16 protein-coding genes are annotated in these 16810 nt (G+C 33.2%); 8 read left to right on the top strand and 8 right to left on the bottom strand.

Annotation, left to right across the window (positions count from 1 at the left end):
• The first annotated feature begins 74 nt into the window (after positions 1-74).
• The 8 genes from FC091_RS05280 (at position 75) to FC091_RS05245 (ending at position 10574) form a co-directional block, all read left to right on the top strand.
• Positions 75-2447: a sigma 54-interacting transcriptional regulator gene (locus tag FC091_RS05280; protein WP_138433229.1), complete on the top strand. Its 2373-nt coding sequence runs from the start codon at positions 75-77 to the stop codon at positions 2445-2447.
• Between the two features lie 186 nt (positions 2448-2633).
• A complete protein-coding gene (locus tag FC091_RS05275) occupies positions 2634-3044 on the top strand; it encodes a DUF7793 family protein (RefSeq protein WP_138433228.1) in 411 nt (136 codons plus the stop codon).
• Positions 3041-4891 carry a sensor histidine kinase gene (locus FC091_RS05270; protein ID WP_138433227.1) on the top strand — a complete coding sequence of 617 codons (1851 nt, stop codon included), beginning with the start codon at positions 3041-3043 and terminating at the stop codon, positions 4889-4891. The genes FC091_RS05275 and FC091_RS05270 overlap by 4 nt, the downstream gene beginning before the upstream one ends.
• A gap of 7 nt (positions 4892-4898) precedes the next feature.
• Positions 4899-5333: a response regulator gene (locus FC091_RS05265; protein ID WP_138433226.1), complete on the top strand. Its 435-nt coding sequence runs from the start codon at positions 4899-4901 to the stop codon at positions 5331-5333.
• A 14-nt stretch (positions 5334-5347) separates the two neighbouring features.
• Positions 5348-7306, top strand: coding sequence for a T9SS type A sorting domain-containing protein (locus tag FC091_RS05260; protein WP_246035803.1), 1959 nt, complete (start codon positions 5348-5350; stop codon positions 7304-7306).
• 2 nt (positions 7307-7308) lie between these two features.
• Entirely contained in the window at positions 7309-8769 is a 1461-nt protein-coding gene (locus FC091_RS05255; RefSeq protein ID WP_138433225.1) for a cell wall anchor protein, read from the top strand.
• Between the two features lie 219 nt (positions 8770-8988).
• Complete coding sequence (locus tag FC091_RS05250) at positions 8989-9822, top strand: universal stress protein (protein ID WP_138433224.1); 834 nt, start codon at positions 8989-8991, stop codon at positions 9820-9822.
• Between the two features lie 17 nt (positions 9823-9839).
• Positions 9840-10574, top strand: a complete 735-nt coding sequence (locus FC091_RS05245; protein ID WP_138433223.1) for a VIT1/CCC1 transporter family protein — start codon at positions 9840-9842, stop codon at positions 10572-10574.
• 4 nt (positions 10575-10578) lie between these two features.
• Here the strand turns inward: FC091_RS05245 and FC091_RS05240 are convergent, their stop codons facing one another.
• From FC091_RS05240 to FC091_RS05205, 8 genes are all read right to left on the bottom strand, one after another.
• Entirely contained in the window at positions 10579-11238 is a 660-nt protein-coding gene (locus FC091_RS05240) for a hypothetical protein (RefSeq protein WP_138433222.1), read from the bottom strand.
• A 6-nt stretch (positions 11239-11244) separates the two neighbouring features.
• Entirely contained in the window at positions 11245-11694 is a 450-nt protein-coding gene (locus FC091_RS05235; RefSeq protein ID WP_138433221.1) for a hypothetical protein, read from the bottom strand.
• A 69-nt stretch (positions 11695-11763) separates the two neighbouring features.
• Positions 11764-12216: an Hsp20/alpha crystallin family protein gene (locus tag FC091_RS05230; RefSeq protein ID WP_138433220.1), complete on the bottom strand. Its 453-nt coding sequence runs from the start codon at positions 12214-12216 to the stop codon at positions 11764-11766.
• Between the two features lie 106 nt (positions 12217-12322).
• Positions 12323-13696: an MBL fold metallo-hydrolase RNA specificity domain-containing protein gene (locus FC091_RS05225; protein ID WP_138433219.1), complete on the bottom strand. Its 1374-nt coding sequence runs from the start codon at positions 13694-13696 to the stop codon at positions 12323-12325.
• A 2-nt stretch (positions 13697-13698) separates the two neighbouring features.
• Entirely contained in the window at positions 13699-14550 is an 852-nt protein-coding gene (locus FC091_RS05220; protein ID WP_138433218.1) for an ATP cone domain-containing protein, read from the bottom strand.
• Positions 14551-14625: 75 nt separating this feature from the next.
• Positions 14626-15033 (bottom strand): hypothetical protein, encoded by a 408-nt coding sequence (locus FC091_RS05215; protein WP_138433217.1) that lies wholly within the window; start codon positions 15031-15033, stop codon positions 14626-14628.
• A 12-nt stretch (positions 15034-15045) separates the two neighbouring features.
• Positions 15046-15900, bottom strand: coding sequence for a universal stress protein (locus FC091_RS05210; RefSeq protein WP_138433216.1), 855 nt, complete (start codon positions 15898-15900; stop codon positions 15046-15048).
• 42 nt (positions 15901-15942) lie between these two features.
• The gene (locus FC091_RS05205) at positions 15943-16773 is read right to left on the bottom strand and encodes a universal stress protein (protein WP_138433215.1); all 831 of its coding nucleotides are present in this window, start codon (positions 16771-16773) and stop codon (positions 15943-15945) included.
• Positions 16774-16810 lie beyond the last annotated feature (37 nt).

The following is a 16810-nucleotide window of genomic DNA, read 5'->3' as shown; positions in this document are numbered from 1 at the left end:
AGTATACCAAATATTAGGAGCACAGTAACACTAATTGTGCGGTACAGTTTCCCACTAATTAAATAAATGTTAACATGAAAGATCGGCATAAAAATAACCAGCGCACAGGAAAACTATACGGTTTCGAAGAAGAATATTTTTCAGAAATATTTAACTCTAGTCCTGCCGCGAAGGCTCTATCAGAGTATGAAAGTGGCGTCATTTTAGATGTTAACGAATCCTGGGAGAAATTTACAGGTCACAATCGTTCAGAGGTACTTGGTAAAACAGGCATAGAACTAAACATTATAAATCCAGCACATTTAGAAAACCTGCAAGAGATGCTCAGCGAGTCGGTTTTGATAAGGTCATACAGAATAGAAATCAATCGCAAAAGTAACGAGAAAGCCTATGGGCTTGCAACGTTTCAATTATTGGAAAATGAGAATTCCAAGTTAGTGCTAACCTCTATTGTTGACATAAGCGATCTCGTAAAATCTACCAAAGAGCTTAAGGTATTAACAAATTTTTCAGATCGTCTTTTAGAAAGCGTTTATGAGGCCGTTTTTATACTCGACAAAGACCTAAAGTGTATAAGAATCAATAAAGCTTTTAAAGAATTAACTGGTTACACAGAAAAAGACGTAATTAATAAAAAAGCACCTTTCCCACATTGGCCACCAGAAGAATATGACAATATTAAAGAATACTTTTCAATATTTTTAGCAGGTGAGCTAAGTAGAGACCAACTTACCTTTAAAAGAGCTGATGGAGAGCGCTTTCAGGTTCGTATTTCTACAACCGAAATCTTAGATGAAAATAATGAGCTTTTAGGTTATGCCTCAACAGCTGTTGATATTTCTGAACAGGTTAAGCATCAAAATTCTTTGATCGCTAAATCAATAAAAGCTAGGGAAAAAAAGAATTCCATCTTAGAATTACTCAATCTAAAAGACGAAAATTTTGATGAGTTTTTAAAGGCGGTGACCAAAATCTCAGCTAATGTACTAGACGTAAATCGCGTTAGTGTTTGGAAATTTAGTGATGATAAAGCTAAAATAAAATGTCTAAAAGCATACCATTCGGAAGAAGAGGAATTTTTAAACCATGATGTTCTAAAGACAGAAAATTACCCTAACTATTTTGATGAATTGCATGAACAGAAAATAATATCGGTATATGATATTGCTACAGATAATGTCATCAACAAAGAATATAAAGCTCAATATCTAAATAAATTTAATATAAAGTCAATGCTCGATGCTTTCATTATGGGAACGGAACAGCCTTTTGGCGTGATATGTTTTGAACAAATCGGACAAAAAAGACAATGGATTCCTGAAGATGAACAATTTGTAACTACAATTGCAAGTGTTATTTCTCTAGCCTTAGAGCACAACCAGCGTAGAAAAGTTCAACAAGAACTTGAGCATACAAACAAAAAATTAACATCATCTTTAGCAGAACTTAACAAACTAAAACAAGATTTAGAACACCAAAATGTGTATTTGAGGGAAGAGATTGATTTGGTCTTCAATTATGAAGAAATGGTTTATGGCAGTGCTATATTTAGTAATGTACTAACAGAAGTAGAACGTGTTGCAAACACTGACGCTACAGTCTTTCTGTATGGTGAAACAGGCACAGGTAAAGAATTAATTGCAAGAGCTATTCATAATAATAGTGATAGAAAACAAAAGCCATTAATAAAGGTAAACTGTGCTGCAATACCAAGCGAATTAATTGAGAGTGAGTTGTTTGGGCATAAAAAGGGATCTTTTACTGGTGCATTTAGTGATAAGATTGGAAAATTTATGCTTGCAGATGGTGGTACGCTTTTCTTAGATGAAATAGGAGAATTACCTTTAGAAATGCAGCCTAAACTACTTAGAGCTATACAAGAGTTTGAGATAGAACCTATCGGAGATTCAAAGATCCATAAGGTAGATATAAGGATAATCACCGCTACCAACAGAAACTTAAAAGATGAAGTAAAAAATAAGCGGTTTAGAGAAGACTTATATTACAGAATTAATGTATTTCCTATTCATGTACCGCCTTTAAGAGAGCGCCAAGAGGATATACCTATTTTAATAGAGCATTTTGTCAACAAGTTCTGTAAGAAGTACGGAAAAGATATTAAACTTATTTCGCAAGAAACCAGAGATGCTCTCTACAACTATGATTGGCCAGGTAACATAAGAGAATTAGAAAACCTTATAGAACGTTCAGTGATTTTAAGTAACAAGAGCTCCCTATTTGTGCCAGGATTTATTACCTCAGATAATGAAAGTCCAATAGATTTAACAGCGCTAAGCCTTAATGAGGTACAACGGTTACACATTAAACAAACATTAAAAAAATGTAATTGGAAAATAGATGGTCCCAATGGTGCAGCAGAGGTTTTAGATATAAAGCCGAGTACACTTAGGGATAGGATGAAAAAGCTGGGAGTCATTAAATCCTAAAATCCTAATCACGGTATTTCGTAAATTGTATTTTACAGCAACAAAAGCCCACGACACATCGTGGGCTTCGTTTTTTAATTAAAAAAAATAAATATCTGTAAATCAGTTGATTAATAATTTTTAATTGTTAAAATTTTATTATTGGCACAGCATTGGCAATAGAGACTACAAACAAATTATTTATACGTGCCAATTACAACAATATATGATTTTGAAACCGTGAGACTATGGATCGATGAAGGGATTCTGTTTTGTCAATTTTTGAATACAAGTATGAGCTATAAATTGATGGAAAAGGATGTTGTCAATTATCTAAAAACCATACATCAACTTACTGAGGGTAGAAGTGTTCCTATGGTAGTAGATCTGAGAAATGTGGTAGGAAGTTTTTCCGTAGAGGCGGTTAAATTAATTAGCAACAATGAAGCCTTTCAACAAAATACAACACGTCAAGCATTTGTAATAAATACATTACAGAGTAAACTGCTAGTGCTCGCTTTTAAAAGAATTTATGAACCTCACAAACCATTTAGAATTTTTGAAGATGTAAATAAAGCTATGGAGTATTGTGCAGAGGATAATGATATAGGAAAATGAAAGTACAAAAACTTGAAAAAATAAAATTCGAAGAAATTAGTCTTGAGGTTTTAAAGGTGCTAGGGTCGCACTTAACATTTACCATTACAGATAATGTTGGTCGTGTAATTTATGCAAACGATAACTACTGCAATCTTATCGGTAAACCAAAAAATTCTATTCTTGGCTACGGAAACGATATTTTAAAGTCTCATCTGAGTACTGATAAGGTATATAAGGAATTGTGGAGTGCCATAAATAACGGTCATTCTTGGAAGGGTGTTTTGTGCCATAAATCTAACGATTCTAAGAATCTTTGGTTAGAAACGGCACTATATCCTATGCAGTCCCAAAACGATAATCAGAAATATATTTCTATTTACGAAAACATTACAGATTATTACGAGCTTCAAAATATTTCTGACACAAGAGTAAGGGAAAATAGAGTCGCAATTAAAAATATTAGTGACATAACTATAGCCATCAATAGTAGAGCAAAAATCTTAAGAGCAACAGATAACGAAATAAGTAAAGACTACGATAGTATTGTGGGATCTTACGTATATGATTTCTTAGATAAGGATTATCACGATGCTATCAGGTCTAAAATAAAAGAAGTCTTTTCTAATAAAATGCCTTTAGATTTTCAATTTACATCTTGCGCCAGTAGTTCTGGTAGTCAGCTTTACATTTCAGATATAGAGCCCGTATTTAACAAGTCTGGAGAAGTTACGCATGCTAATATCACTACAGAGGTAAAAACAAAAGATGTAAGAATTTTGAAGCGACTTAAGGACATCGAAACCAAATATAAAGCTGTTTTAAAGTCGTGTGAGTTTGGTATCATCATTGTCACTGATGAAGATGGTACTATAAAAGAATGGAACAAGGGTGCACAACTAGCATTTGGTTATACAGAATCAGAGGTTATAGGTAGGTCTTTGACTATGCTCATTTCAAAAAAGTATCTAGAAGAAGGCATAAAAGAACTCTTAAAAATTAAAGAAACCACAGGTGGTCATACAAGAGGTGAAACCACTGAACTAGTTGGGTTTAAAAAAAATGGTGAAGAGTTTCCGGTCGAACTGACTATTCACGAATGGTATTGTGGCAAGGATCGTTATTTCTCCGCTATAATGCTCGATGTTTCTAAGCGAAAAAAGCTAGAAAAACGTTTAATACAAAAAACACAAGATTTAGAGTTGTTTTTATACCGTTCTGCACACGATTTAAAAGCTCCTATATCCTCTGCAGAAGGCCTAATTGAGTTAATAAAACATGAAGATATAGATGACAGTACCAAAGAGCTTTTAGAAATGCTCAGCACTACATTAGACCAAGGAAAACTTCTATTTGATAATCTTGCCTTTGCTGCCTCTATTTCTGAAAAGAAAAATGAACTTAACATTATAGACTTTGAAAAGGAAATTAACAAAGTATTAAAAATGTTAAGTGGGCTAGATAATTACGAGCATATCGATTTTCATATTGAAATTGAGCAGACCAAAAGATTTTTATCAAACAGAGAATTGTTTTGTTCAATATTACAGAACCTCATTCAAAACGCCATCATTTACAGTAAAGCACCAAGTGATGATTTTTGTCCCAAAATTAATATCGATGTAAAACAGATAAATAATCAGGTACAACTAATCGTATCAGACAATGGCGTTGGTATAAGTGATAAAAATAAAGATAAAGTTTTTGATATATACTATAGAGCCAGTAACGAAGGTAAACAAGGTACTGGACTTGGTCTATATATCGTAAAATGTATTGTTGAAGACTTGCAAGGCTCTATTTCAGTAGATAGCCAATTAGGTGTCGGTACAACTTTTAAAATAGCAATCCCAAATCAAAAAAAATAAAACCGAAATGATTAGAAACGTTATGATAGTAGACGATAATAAAATCGATCTATTTGTCACAAAAAAGATTATTGAAAAATATAATCCAGAGATAAAAACCAGAAGTTTTACTAATGGTGATTCTGCACTTTACTTTCTTGAATTATGCCATAAAGACTGTGGGTCTGATGTGTTGGCTGTACCAGAACTGATACTGGTGGATATAAATATGCCACAAATGGATGGTTTTGAATTTTTAGAAAAGGTAGAAAGACAATTTAATGGACAAAGCACAAAATTTAAAATTTATATGTTAACCTCATCACTGTATGCAGAAGACATATCCAAAGCTAAAAATAATACGCTATGTGCTGGTTACTTGTGTAAACCATTAACAGTAGAAAAGTTTGCTAAGGTGTACGAAGAACACTTGAGCAACATGCAGTATAAGAAAACATCTTGAAGAAAACTTTAGACATGACAAAAAAAACTACCATAATAATAATAATAATGCTCTTGCTATTATTTCAAGAGCAGGTTATAGCGCAAATAAGTAATCTCGGCGATTTTAAAATTGTTTCAGGTACAGAAGTAAGCTTCACGTCTAATTATGAGAACTCAGGGAATCATAATTCTGATGGTAATCTTTATCTCAATTCAAATTTTGTAAATAATGGTACTACGACTGCAAATGGTGGGACAACATTTTTTAAGAGTATTACCAACGATAATCAAGAAATTACAGGGTCAACAAATCAAATCAACTTTTACAATCTAGAGGTTGATATGACATCACCATCAGCAAAAGGATTGTCTATTGCAGATGCAATAGGATTACATCTTGGGAATTCTCTACATATTAAAAATGGTGATTTAAGACTTTTGGGTGAGTCACAACTAATTCAGGCTAACTCAGGATTAGACATCAACACCATTGGATCTGGAAAATTACTTATAGATCAACAAGGTGATAGTTCGGTTCACAGATTTAATTATTGGTCTTCACCAGTAAATCGCACAGGAGATTTCTCTATTTCTACGTGTGTTTTTGATGGTACAGATGCCAGCCTAAATCCATTCAGTCCGCAACCTGTGGGTTTTAACAATGGATTTCCTTACAATGGTTTACCATCTGTTACCGATGGCAGCGGAAATGTTACTACACCACTTACCATTAACAAATATTGGCTTTACACATACGCTATGGGTAACGGAACGTATGCAGATTGGTTGTCTATAGATGAAAATTCAGCCCTCAGCCCAGGACAAGGGTTTACAATGAAAGGTACTGGTGCATCTTCATCTCAACAGAATTACGTATTTTATGGTGATGCAAACAATGGTGATTACAGTTTTAGTATAAACTCTGGTGAAAGTGCTTTATTAGGCAATCCGTATCCATCAGCTTTAGATGCTCAGCAATTTTTAACTGATAATGCTAGTGTTGTTGATGCGCTTTACTTTTGGGTAGATGGAGGGTCTAACACACACTATTTAACGGATTATCTGGGTGGTTATGCCGTAAGAAACCTCACAGGTGGTGTAACACCATCTGTAGCATCGTCTTTAATAAGCGGAATCGGTAATTCAGGGACAGTAACAGCTCCTTCTCAATACGTATCCGTTGGTCAGGGCTTTTTTGTTCAAGCCTCAAACTCTGGTACAATTCAGTTTAATAATGCCCAAAGAATTTTTAAAACCGAAAGCGCTTCTGAAACCACATTCTATCGAAATAGCGAGAGTACGACTTATACAAATAAATACATAAGAATTGGTTACGAAGATCCTGAAGGTTTTCATAGACAGTTATTATTGGGCTTCATGCCCAACTCACAGGCAAACGAGAATTTCAACCATGGTTATGATGCTCTAATAAATGGATTAAGGGAAGATGATTTATTCTTTGTAATAGAAGATAATATAAACAGTCCATTTGCCATTCAAGGTGTTGGAGATTTTAACGAGCAAATGGAATTTGATCTAGCACTAAAAGTTTCCGAAACAGGTATTCACAGCATAATGATAGATGCTCTTGAGAACTTTGATCATCCTATATTTCTGCGAGACAATTATACGAATACCGAATACGATTTAACAGACGCTAATTATGAATTTAATCCGCAACAAGGGGATTTCTATAATCGCTATTCGCTAGCTTTTCTGCCAATGAGTGCTTTAGATGTAGAAGAGAATACTATGTCTAAACCCAAAGTGTACTATAATGGTGTAAATGCAATTGAAATTTATAATTACCAACGAGCAACTATCGATAAAATAGAGATTTATAATACACTAGGACAATTGGTTTTAACGAAGGTAAATGGTATAAACGATAAAGAAAGGATTAGTATTCCGTTTACCGAAAGTAAAGGCGTTTATGTCATTTTATTAAAAACAGAAAATACCCAAATAACTACAAAAATTTTAACCTACTAATTATGAAAAAGCTTAATTCTAAACTAATTTTAATCAAATGTTTGGTTTTGATGTTAACCAGCTATAGTGCTATGGCACAAGTTGGTATCGGAACTTTAACACCAGATGCATCTTCGATGCTCGATATTAATTCTACATCAAAAGGATTACTAGCACCAAGAATGACGAGTGTTCAACGATTGGCTATTACAAGCCCTGCAAACGGCTTATTGGTATTTGATACTACAGATAATGCCTTCTATTTCTATGATACCAGTCAATGGACTAAAATTGATTCTAAAGTCAGAAATAATCATAAATTAATTAAATCTGTCTCCGACTTGAGTGACGAGCTAACCAATGGTGGAGGTACAGAGTATCTCTTAGATGAAAACACCTTCTATGAAATAAATGGAATTATAAATTTAGCTTATCCTATAAATCTTAATAATGCCTTTGTATCTGGTATGGACACGTATGAGGACGTCTTAGTTAAAACCGGTGGAACCATGTTTTCTAGTACAAAAGGTGGTGTGATAAAGAACGTAACCCTTTCTGCTCCTAGTGGGACGGTTTTTGCACTTAATGGAACAACTTCTGAAAATCTAATTGTAAGAGATGCTGTTATTGCAAATTCTAATGCAGTTGGTACCATTTCTGGTTTCAAAATGGTATTTTTTAGTATCATTCAATTTCTAAATAATTCTGATGGGCTTACATATACAGATATTACTGATCTTTTAATTAGTAATACAGGATGGCAATCCAATAATTCTGGAACTTATGAAACGTACACAGGTACTTTTGAATTTATTCAAAAGCAAGGCGGTTTTATGGTTTTGAATGGAGCTGCTTCGGGTATAGACGTAAGTAGTAATCCAACCGTATTAAATGCTGTTTTATCAGATGTCAGTTTTTCGGGTACGAGTACGCAGTATGTTGATGGGTATACCGTAGGGTCATATACAGGATATAACTTTAATAATGCATGGAACGTAAACTGTCCTGGAATACCCGTTGAATCTGATGAGGTTAGTGGTGGTAATATTTATTATGACGGTACTATTACAACAGGTTTTGTTCAAAATATTACAAATAATAGTCCTTTAAATTTGAGTGGAAACGGTAACTCTAATACCACGACCTTGGTAAATGATTTAAGAACGATGTCAACTCAAGACAACAGAATAACCTATACGGGTAAAGAAACGAGAACATTTCAAGTAAATGCAGCTTTATCCATTAGAGGTAACTCTGGTGTTGGTGATTTTTATGCTTTTTTCATCAGAAAAAATGGTTCAAACACATTAACTGAGACTAATACACTAATGCGTGTAAATAATACGTCCGATATATCTAGTAATTCAATATCAGGAACTGTTGAGCTTGCGCCAAATGATTACATCGAAATTTGGGGACAAAGACTTACAGGATCGGGAACAACTTCCATAACAGTGTTTTCTTTGAATTTGAGTATCAAATAAACTTACTTAAATTGATTGTAGAGTTATAGTATAGATATTCTTACAGCAATTTTAAATTTTGTGTTAGTTATAAAGCTCCATTTTTGGAGCTTTATTTTTTATCAATAGTAATGATGCCTATTAAAAAAGTTTGTGGCTCTTATGTTTATCATCGTGTAAATAACAAAAAAGAATGACTAAAATCATGCTAAATTTAGATAATGATTATTAAATTTAGTTATGAAAAATATATTATTACTTACTGATTTTTCAGATAATTCTGTTAATGCTTTACGCTACGCTTTAAAGTTGTTTAGCGGTACTACTTGCAATTTTATCGTATTACATGTTGAAGTTGCCAATACCTTTTTAACGGATGATTTAATGGCAAGTGGAAATAAAAGTATTTACGATTCACTGGTTAAAAAGCCTAAGAGCAGATTAAAAAAAATTGTTACAGATTTAAAAGCTTTATCTAATCATGAAGATTATAAATTTGAAATGCTTATTGATCATGATGTATTTATAGATTCAATTAATCAGGTAGTAGCATCTAGAGCCATTGACTTAATCGTTATGGGAACCAATGGTGTTACAGGTGCTAAAGAAGTAATTTTTGGCAGTAATACTATTAATGTTATTAGAAAGGTTGCTTGCTCTACACTAGCTATTCCCGAGGATTTTGAATATGCCTCACCAAAAGAAATTTTATTACCGCTAGATTTGAATAATTCTCTTAGTAGTGATGCGTTTTTAAATCTTTTAACCTTTGCAAAAAAGCATTCTAAAAAATTACATATTTTAAGGATAAAGCCAAACAATGAAGTTTCAACAGAGGAACTTAAAGATCAAAAACACATTGAAACCTATCTAAGCAGTTTTAGCTACGAATATCATGTTGTTAACGACGCGTCTATGGATCATGTCGTAAACTCATATACACAAACACATAGTATAAATTTAATTGCTTTAATGGTTCAGAAAGAAAGTCTTTTCGAAAGGTTCTTTACCGGTTCATCAACAACGGCGATTAGTAAAAAACTAAGAGCCCCTTTGTTAGTCTTTCATGTTTAAATAATAGCTTAATTATTTTGAATTTAGAAGAAAATACTATTCATAATAAAAACACGTGGTTTCATAAATACCAGGCATATTTAGGTGAATTTGTGTACGGAGGTATTGATGGAGCTGTAACTACTTTTGCTGTGGTTTGTGGTGCTGTGGGTGCTGGTTTAGACAATACCATTATCATAATTTTAGGCTTTGCTAATTTATTGGCTGACGGTTTTGCCATGTCTGTTGGTGCTTATCTTTCATCTAAATCCGTAAAAGATAATTACAATAAACATAAGGCGATAGAGTATTGGGAAGTAGAAAATGTTCCTCATTTAGAGCGAAAAGAAGTTGAAGATATTTATAGAGCAAAAGGCTTTGAGGGTGAGCTTTTACAACAAGTTGTTGATACTATTACAGCAGATAAAGATCGTTGGGTAGACGTTATGATGAAAGATGAGTTAATGATGTCTGAAGAGACCAAGTCGCCTTTAATGATGGGATTTGTAACGTATGTGTCTTTTATTTTTATAGGCTTAATTCCGTTGTTAATCTACGTTTGGGATTACTTTAGTACGTTTTCAGGAAATCTTTTTCTTTGGACGAGCATCTTTACCTCAATAGCTTTTATAGTGATAGGGTTTTTAAAAACCTATGTTACTGAGACCAGTAAGCTAAAGGGTATTTCAGAAACCTTAATTCTTGGTGCTTTAGCTGCAGTGGTTTCATATTATGTTGGCGATATATTAGAAGGTTTAATTCTAAAAAACTAACGTTTTAGCTTATTTTCTTTTGTTTACTCAATGCGATTGGGTTTAATAGCTGCTCAGTTTCTAAGGCTTCAATCATTAATTCTATATAATCATTTACGGTTTTGTCTATAGATTGTGGGTCTACTATGTTTATTGAACCTTTCCACAGCAATTCTCTTTCTTTGGTTGGGCAGATACAGAACACAGAGGTTTCTGCATGATATACTTTATATTCTTCATAATACTCAGGATTGTAAAAACTATCCTGATATCTTAAATAATCTTCTTTAAATTTTATAAAGGTTTCATCGTATACATCAAAGTTTTTGGTATATGCTATTTTATCTTCAGAGCCTACTATTTTTGAAAAAATGATAGTGTCAAACCCACTTTGTAAAAGTTGTTGTTCCAAACTGTCTAATTCATTTTGGTTTAGCTTTTCGGTTTTAAAAGATTTAGGAAAAACTTCAAAACTTGTGTAAGCATCTGTACCTCGCATTAAGAATTCTTCTTTGAGTTTATTCTCAAATTTTTGCTTGGCCTCAATATTAGATGTAATGCCAACAACTAAAACTTTAGAAGGAGCATAGGATTCTATCTCCGGATTTTTCCAGCTATCGCTTAGTTGCGTTGAGGTACAGCTACTTACAAGTGCTGCTAAAAGTAGAATGATAAGTGTTTTCATAATGGTCTATTTCTTATCTAATAATCGGTTTTGCTTACCTTCTTTCATAACCATTTTTATAAGGTTAAAAAGTTTAGCTTTTGTGGTTCTGTAGCGTTTTCTAAACTCTTCTACGAGCTCAGTAAGATTGCGATGTTCTTTTTTATAGGCTGTTTCTTCTTTAATCTGGTCTATACCGTCTACCATAATTGATAGTTCTTTTTCATGAGACTTAACAGCGTTGATTAAAGTCTCGGTTTGTTCAACAATTTTAGTGAGTTTATCGATTAACCGTTTACTTTCTTCAAAATGATTGTTGTCTAAAATCTGAAGTGTATACGAACGAATCAAGTCTTCAAAAAACCATTGCTCTTCTTTACAAAATTCTAATTCTGAAAGCCATTTTTTAGATTCAAAGTGCATTTCATCAGCACTTAACCATTTGGTGTGTTTGGCATTTGTATGTATCGTTTTCATAATTCAAAAGTTTAAAATAGCAGAGTGTAGAGTTCAAAAAAAACATACACTCTGCTTAATTAAGAGATTTTAGATAACTTCAACCTTTTTCGGTTGTTGTGTTTTAGCCTCTTCTTTTTTAAGAAGATTAAGCTTAAGGATACCATTTTTATAGGTGGCCTTAACCTCTTGGTCTGTATTAACAGATTTAGGTAGGGTTATAGATCTTTTAAAAGAGTTATAGCTAAATTCTTTGCGTGTAAAGTCTTCTTCTTTTTCTTCTGTTTCATGTTTTTTCTCACCACACACGTTAAGAATATTATCATCTATAGTGACCTCAAAATCTTTTTTATTGAAACCAGGAGCTGCAAACTCTATTTCAAAATCATCATCGTGTTCCTTAACATTCATAGCTGGCATTAAGCTATCTTCTTCAAAAAAGTCGTTGTTAAAGAAATCGTCGCTGCTTAAAAAATTTTTTAAGCCTTCATTTGTCCAACTAGGGAACAAGCGTCGTCTGTTGTTAAATTTAATTAGTGACATAGCTCTAAATTTTTAGTGTTAAACTTCGATTTTACTGTTTCTAATTTACTGAGCTAATGGTGATTCTGAAATGATTTTAATCAGTTTGAAGCGTGTTGTTTTTAAATTAAATAATTAACTTTTCTACATCAGTCAATTTTGGAATTTTCACATGCCAACCATAAGTACTTTTAATTTTAGTCCTAAAAACATCTAAGGCTGTAGGCTCTCCATGAATAAGATAAACCATTTCTGGAATGTTTTTAATATTCTTCATCCAATTAAGTAAATCCTCTTGATCTGCATGTGCCGATAAACTTTCAATAGTTTTTATTGTGGCTTTAACTGGATAGTATTTTCCGAAAAACCGAATTTCGTGTACACCTTCTTTTAGTTGTCGTCCTCTGGTACCTTCGGCTTGGTAACCAACCAAAAGTACAGTAGTTGAAGGTTCATCTATAAGCTGTTGTAAATATGTGAGTACGCGTCCACCTGTAACCATACCACTACCCGCAATTATAATTTTAGAGCGTTTATCATCTATAGTTTCCCAAGTTTCTCTGTAAGACTGTACGATGTTTACATGATTGCACATCGCGTAGTATTCTTCAGTTGTTAACCTATGCCAGTTAGGGAATCTTTTAAAGACATTGAGAACATTGTTGCCCATTGGACTATCTATAAAAATAGGAATGTCTGGGATTCTTCGTTGCTTATATAATTGCCATAGAATGAACATTAACGTTTGCAAACGCTCTACCGCAAAACTAGGGATGATGAGATTACCTCTTTTATTAATTGTTTCTTTGATGATGTCTTCTAAAATAGTTTCTACGTCCTCTTCTGGATGTAACTTGTTGCCATAGGTGCTTTCAATAAATAAGTAGTCTGCCCATTCTGGTGTTTTAGGGTTTTTGAGTAAGTAATCGTTAGTGCGTCCTATGTCTCCAGAAAATACAAACCGTTTACCATTAATATCCAATTCTATAAATGTGGCACCAATGATATGACCATTGTATTGAAAGCGATATGAGATGTTTTGAGTCAATGAAATCCATTTATCATCTTCTTCTGTATGAAATAATTTAATAGTCTGTTCTGCTTCTTCAACGGTATAAAACGGTAAAGCAGGCTTGTGTTTGGTGTACTTTTCTTTATTGGCTTTTTCTGCTTCTTCTTCGTGAATTTTAGCACTGTCTTTTAGAATAATTTCGGCAATAGCAAGTGTAGGTGCTGTACCAACAATTTTACCTCTAAAGCCTTGTTTTAAAAGTCTTGGTAAATAGCCAACGTGGTCTAAATGTCCATGCGTTAAAAGTACAATATCAATGGACTTAACATCGATAGGAAGATTAGACCAGTTAAGTTCTCTCAACGTTTTTAGACCTTGAAACATACCACAGTCTATCAAAATATTTTGCTCTGAGGTTTCTAACAAAAATTTTGACCCTGTGACTACACCAGAGGCACCTAAAAAATTAACCTTTACAAACTTTTCCATGTCTATTCAGTTTTAATTGTACAGAGATCTGCGATTTCTTTTAGTATTTTATCTTTTCTGGCATCAGAAATTCCTAAATGATCTAGGTAGAATTTATCGTGTGTCAGCTCTCTGCATAAAACCACATTTCTACTTAACAAAAATTGTTTTTCTCTGTCAGAAAGTAATGTAGAGACCGTAATAGGATATAATCCTAAACGGTCAATACGGTCTTTTAATCCGTCGTTTTCAGGATAATCCCAACTTAATAAATAGAGCCCACAACACTTACTGTATTGTATGGCATCTTCTGAAAATCTTGTATTAGTAACAACCCAACCTTTGGTTAGTATAGTTCCATTTTTGGCATTCGCATTCCAATGTGCTTTAACATCTTGGTAGCGCGAGTTAATGTATAAAGGTATTTTTACATTACAATTAATGCCTTGTTCACCATGAAATTTACATTCAATGATTGTAGTTTCGTTGTCTTTGTGTGCAACAACATCAATCTCGTGTGTTACACATTTGCCTTGTAAAATTTCACCAATTTTTACTTTACAGCCAGAATATTTTAAAATCGCACCAACAAATCGTTCAAAAGGAAAACCTGTTGGTCCTAACTCATAAATTGCCTTTTTGAGTTTGTATTTTGAGGCGTAATGGCTTTTCTTTTTCTTTAGTAAAGCAAATGCTCTATTATATATTTCTTTGGTAGAAATACCTTGGTAAAGCTCGTCTCTAACTTTATCTATGATCTGGTCTATAGTCTCTTTATCCGCACCAGTTCGTTTTAAGGAAGAACGTAACTTATTAAGTGAAAATTTTACTCTATCACCTGATGATTTGGTTATAATTATGCTTTCGTTTTCCATTTTTATTCATTTAAAAAAGCTGCCAAAACATGATTGGCTCTGGCAGCTTTACTGACTAATAAAATTTGTTGGAAACTAATTCAACTTAAAATAATCACGAACCCAAGCGATTATCTGATTGTTGGTCATGCTATCAGTTTTTACAACATCCTTTACTTTTGTGTTTAGTGCATTATAGTTTTTGTCTAATTCTTTTTTGAACTTTTCATTTGTGCCAGCAGGTCCAAAAATGACTAATGAATCGGTATCTTTTATTTCCTCGACAATATTTTTGAAATACTTTTTAAATTGTTGTTTTTCGCGTTCTAAAAACTTACTGTCCTTTGTAACATCTTGTGGTCCACTTTTAAATCGCTGACCAGATCCTCCCTTGGCTTTAAAATGTTCAATTTCGGACGATATGGTTGAGAAACTTTCTTTTCCATTGTCTATCGTTACGATGTGTGCCTTGTCTTTGTCTATCCAAACTCCTGTATACTTCATGATGGTGTATTTTTAATTTCTGAGGTCGTGCATAGCTAAAATTGGGACATTGAGATGAAATGATATTTCCTTAACCAATGGATTAGAAAGTATGCTTCCAAAAAACTTATGTTTTTTATTTATAAAGGCTACCATATCACTATCTCTACTTTCTACAAATACATTAATTGCAGCAATTACCGAATTGTACGATAATGTACGATTCTCAAATGACGTATCTTCTAATATTTCTTCTAGAAGTGCTTTATTTTCTTTTTGATTGTCATCTAATTCATCTTGCTCTTTTACATGCAATATAATGATTGAAGCTTCAGACTTTTTAGCAATATCAGTAAGGTAAACCAACTCTCTGCGTTTGTATGGCACTTCAAAACCTGTTGGAAAAACAATTTCTTTAGGTAGCTTTATTTCAGCTTTCATTGGTACTACAATTACAGGGCAATTACGAACCTTTTCCATTACATAAATTGCTGTACTACCAAAGGCAGTAGCTCCAGAGTGTGTTTCGCCTTTAGTACCCATAATGATCATTTCAATATCCTTTTTATCTACGATGTCTTTAATGGCATCAATAGTGTTGTTAAACATTGATACTGTTTTGAAATGATGTTTTGGATTCTTTTTTTTACTCAAAACCAGTTTATCTAAAACTTTGGCCAATCCGTTTTCAGAGTCCCATTTTTTAGACTCATATATCTCGCTTCCGGTTTGTGGTTTCATTAAACTTTCAACTAAATTTCCAGTAGCAGAAAATACATTGAGGATATAAAAATCTGTGGGCTCATTTTTGTATAGCTCGGTAGCATAATCTATAGCATGCCAAGCATTGTCCGAAAAGTCTGTTGGTAATAATATCTTATGCCTCATGATGCTTTGTTTTAAGTTGTTGTGTTTTGAGTTAATCGTTTACTAAGCTGAGGACGGAATTACAAAAAACGGAATTGTAGCATGAAAGCCTATCTTTTTTATTACAGGTTCATTTATAATGCTTTCTATAAAACTGTGTTCATAGTTTATCATTACTAAAATGTCTATGTTTAGCTCTTCTATAAAGTCCTTTATAGCATTTTCTTTCTTTGTATAATCTGGCATCCAATGAAAACTATGCGGATTATCTTCTAGATAAGCTTTTAGCATTGCCAGATTGTAGTCTTGCTGATGGCTAAGGTTTTTCTCTTCGTTAATATGTAATATTCTAATCTTAGAATCGTGAAGCTTTGAAAGGTTTTTAAGAGCTAGCAACTCTTCACCATAAAATCGATTAAAATCTGTTGGAAACGCTATTTGTTTCGGTGCTTTAAAATCATATTCATGAGGAATCAAAAGGATAGGACAGGATTTTACATGTTTAATGATTTTTACGGTATTACTACCCATAAAGATTTCTTTGGCTCCCGTAGCACCTTTGGTTCCCATTATAATAAGATCTATATTATATTTTTCCGATGCCATATCAATGGCATCATCCATGGCATCAACACTTAGTAAGGTTTCAAAACTATGGTTAAGGTTATCGTTTGTCTTTTCTGCCGTGTTTTTAAGTTCTAATAAATCTTGCTTTGCATTATCTGCAATAGTTCGCAGCAATTTGTTTGAAATATTAGACATTGTAGAGGCTTTCATTTTACATGAATGCAGAAAATAGAATTTACATTCTTCTTTCTCGTAAAGCTTAAGCGCATAAACAGCGGCACACCAAGCATTGTCCGAAAAATCCGTAGGTAATAGTATTTTTTTCATAGCGAGTAGCTTTAGTTTATTAGTAAAAGTTATAGCA

The sequence above is a fragment of the Winogradskyella algicola genome, from assembly GCF_005869935.1.
Taxonomy (GTDB): domain Bacteria; phylum Bacteroidota; class Bacteroidia; order Flavobacteriales; family Flavobacteriaceae; genus Winogradskyella; species Winogradskyella algicola.
The sequence above is the reverse complement of the archived record's forward strand: the minus strand, read 5'-3'. Positions and strand labels throughout refer to the sequence as shown.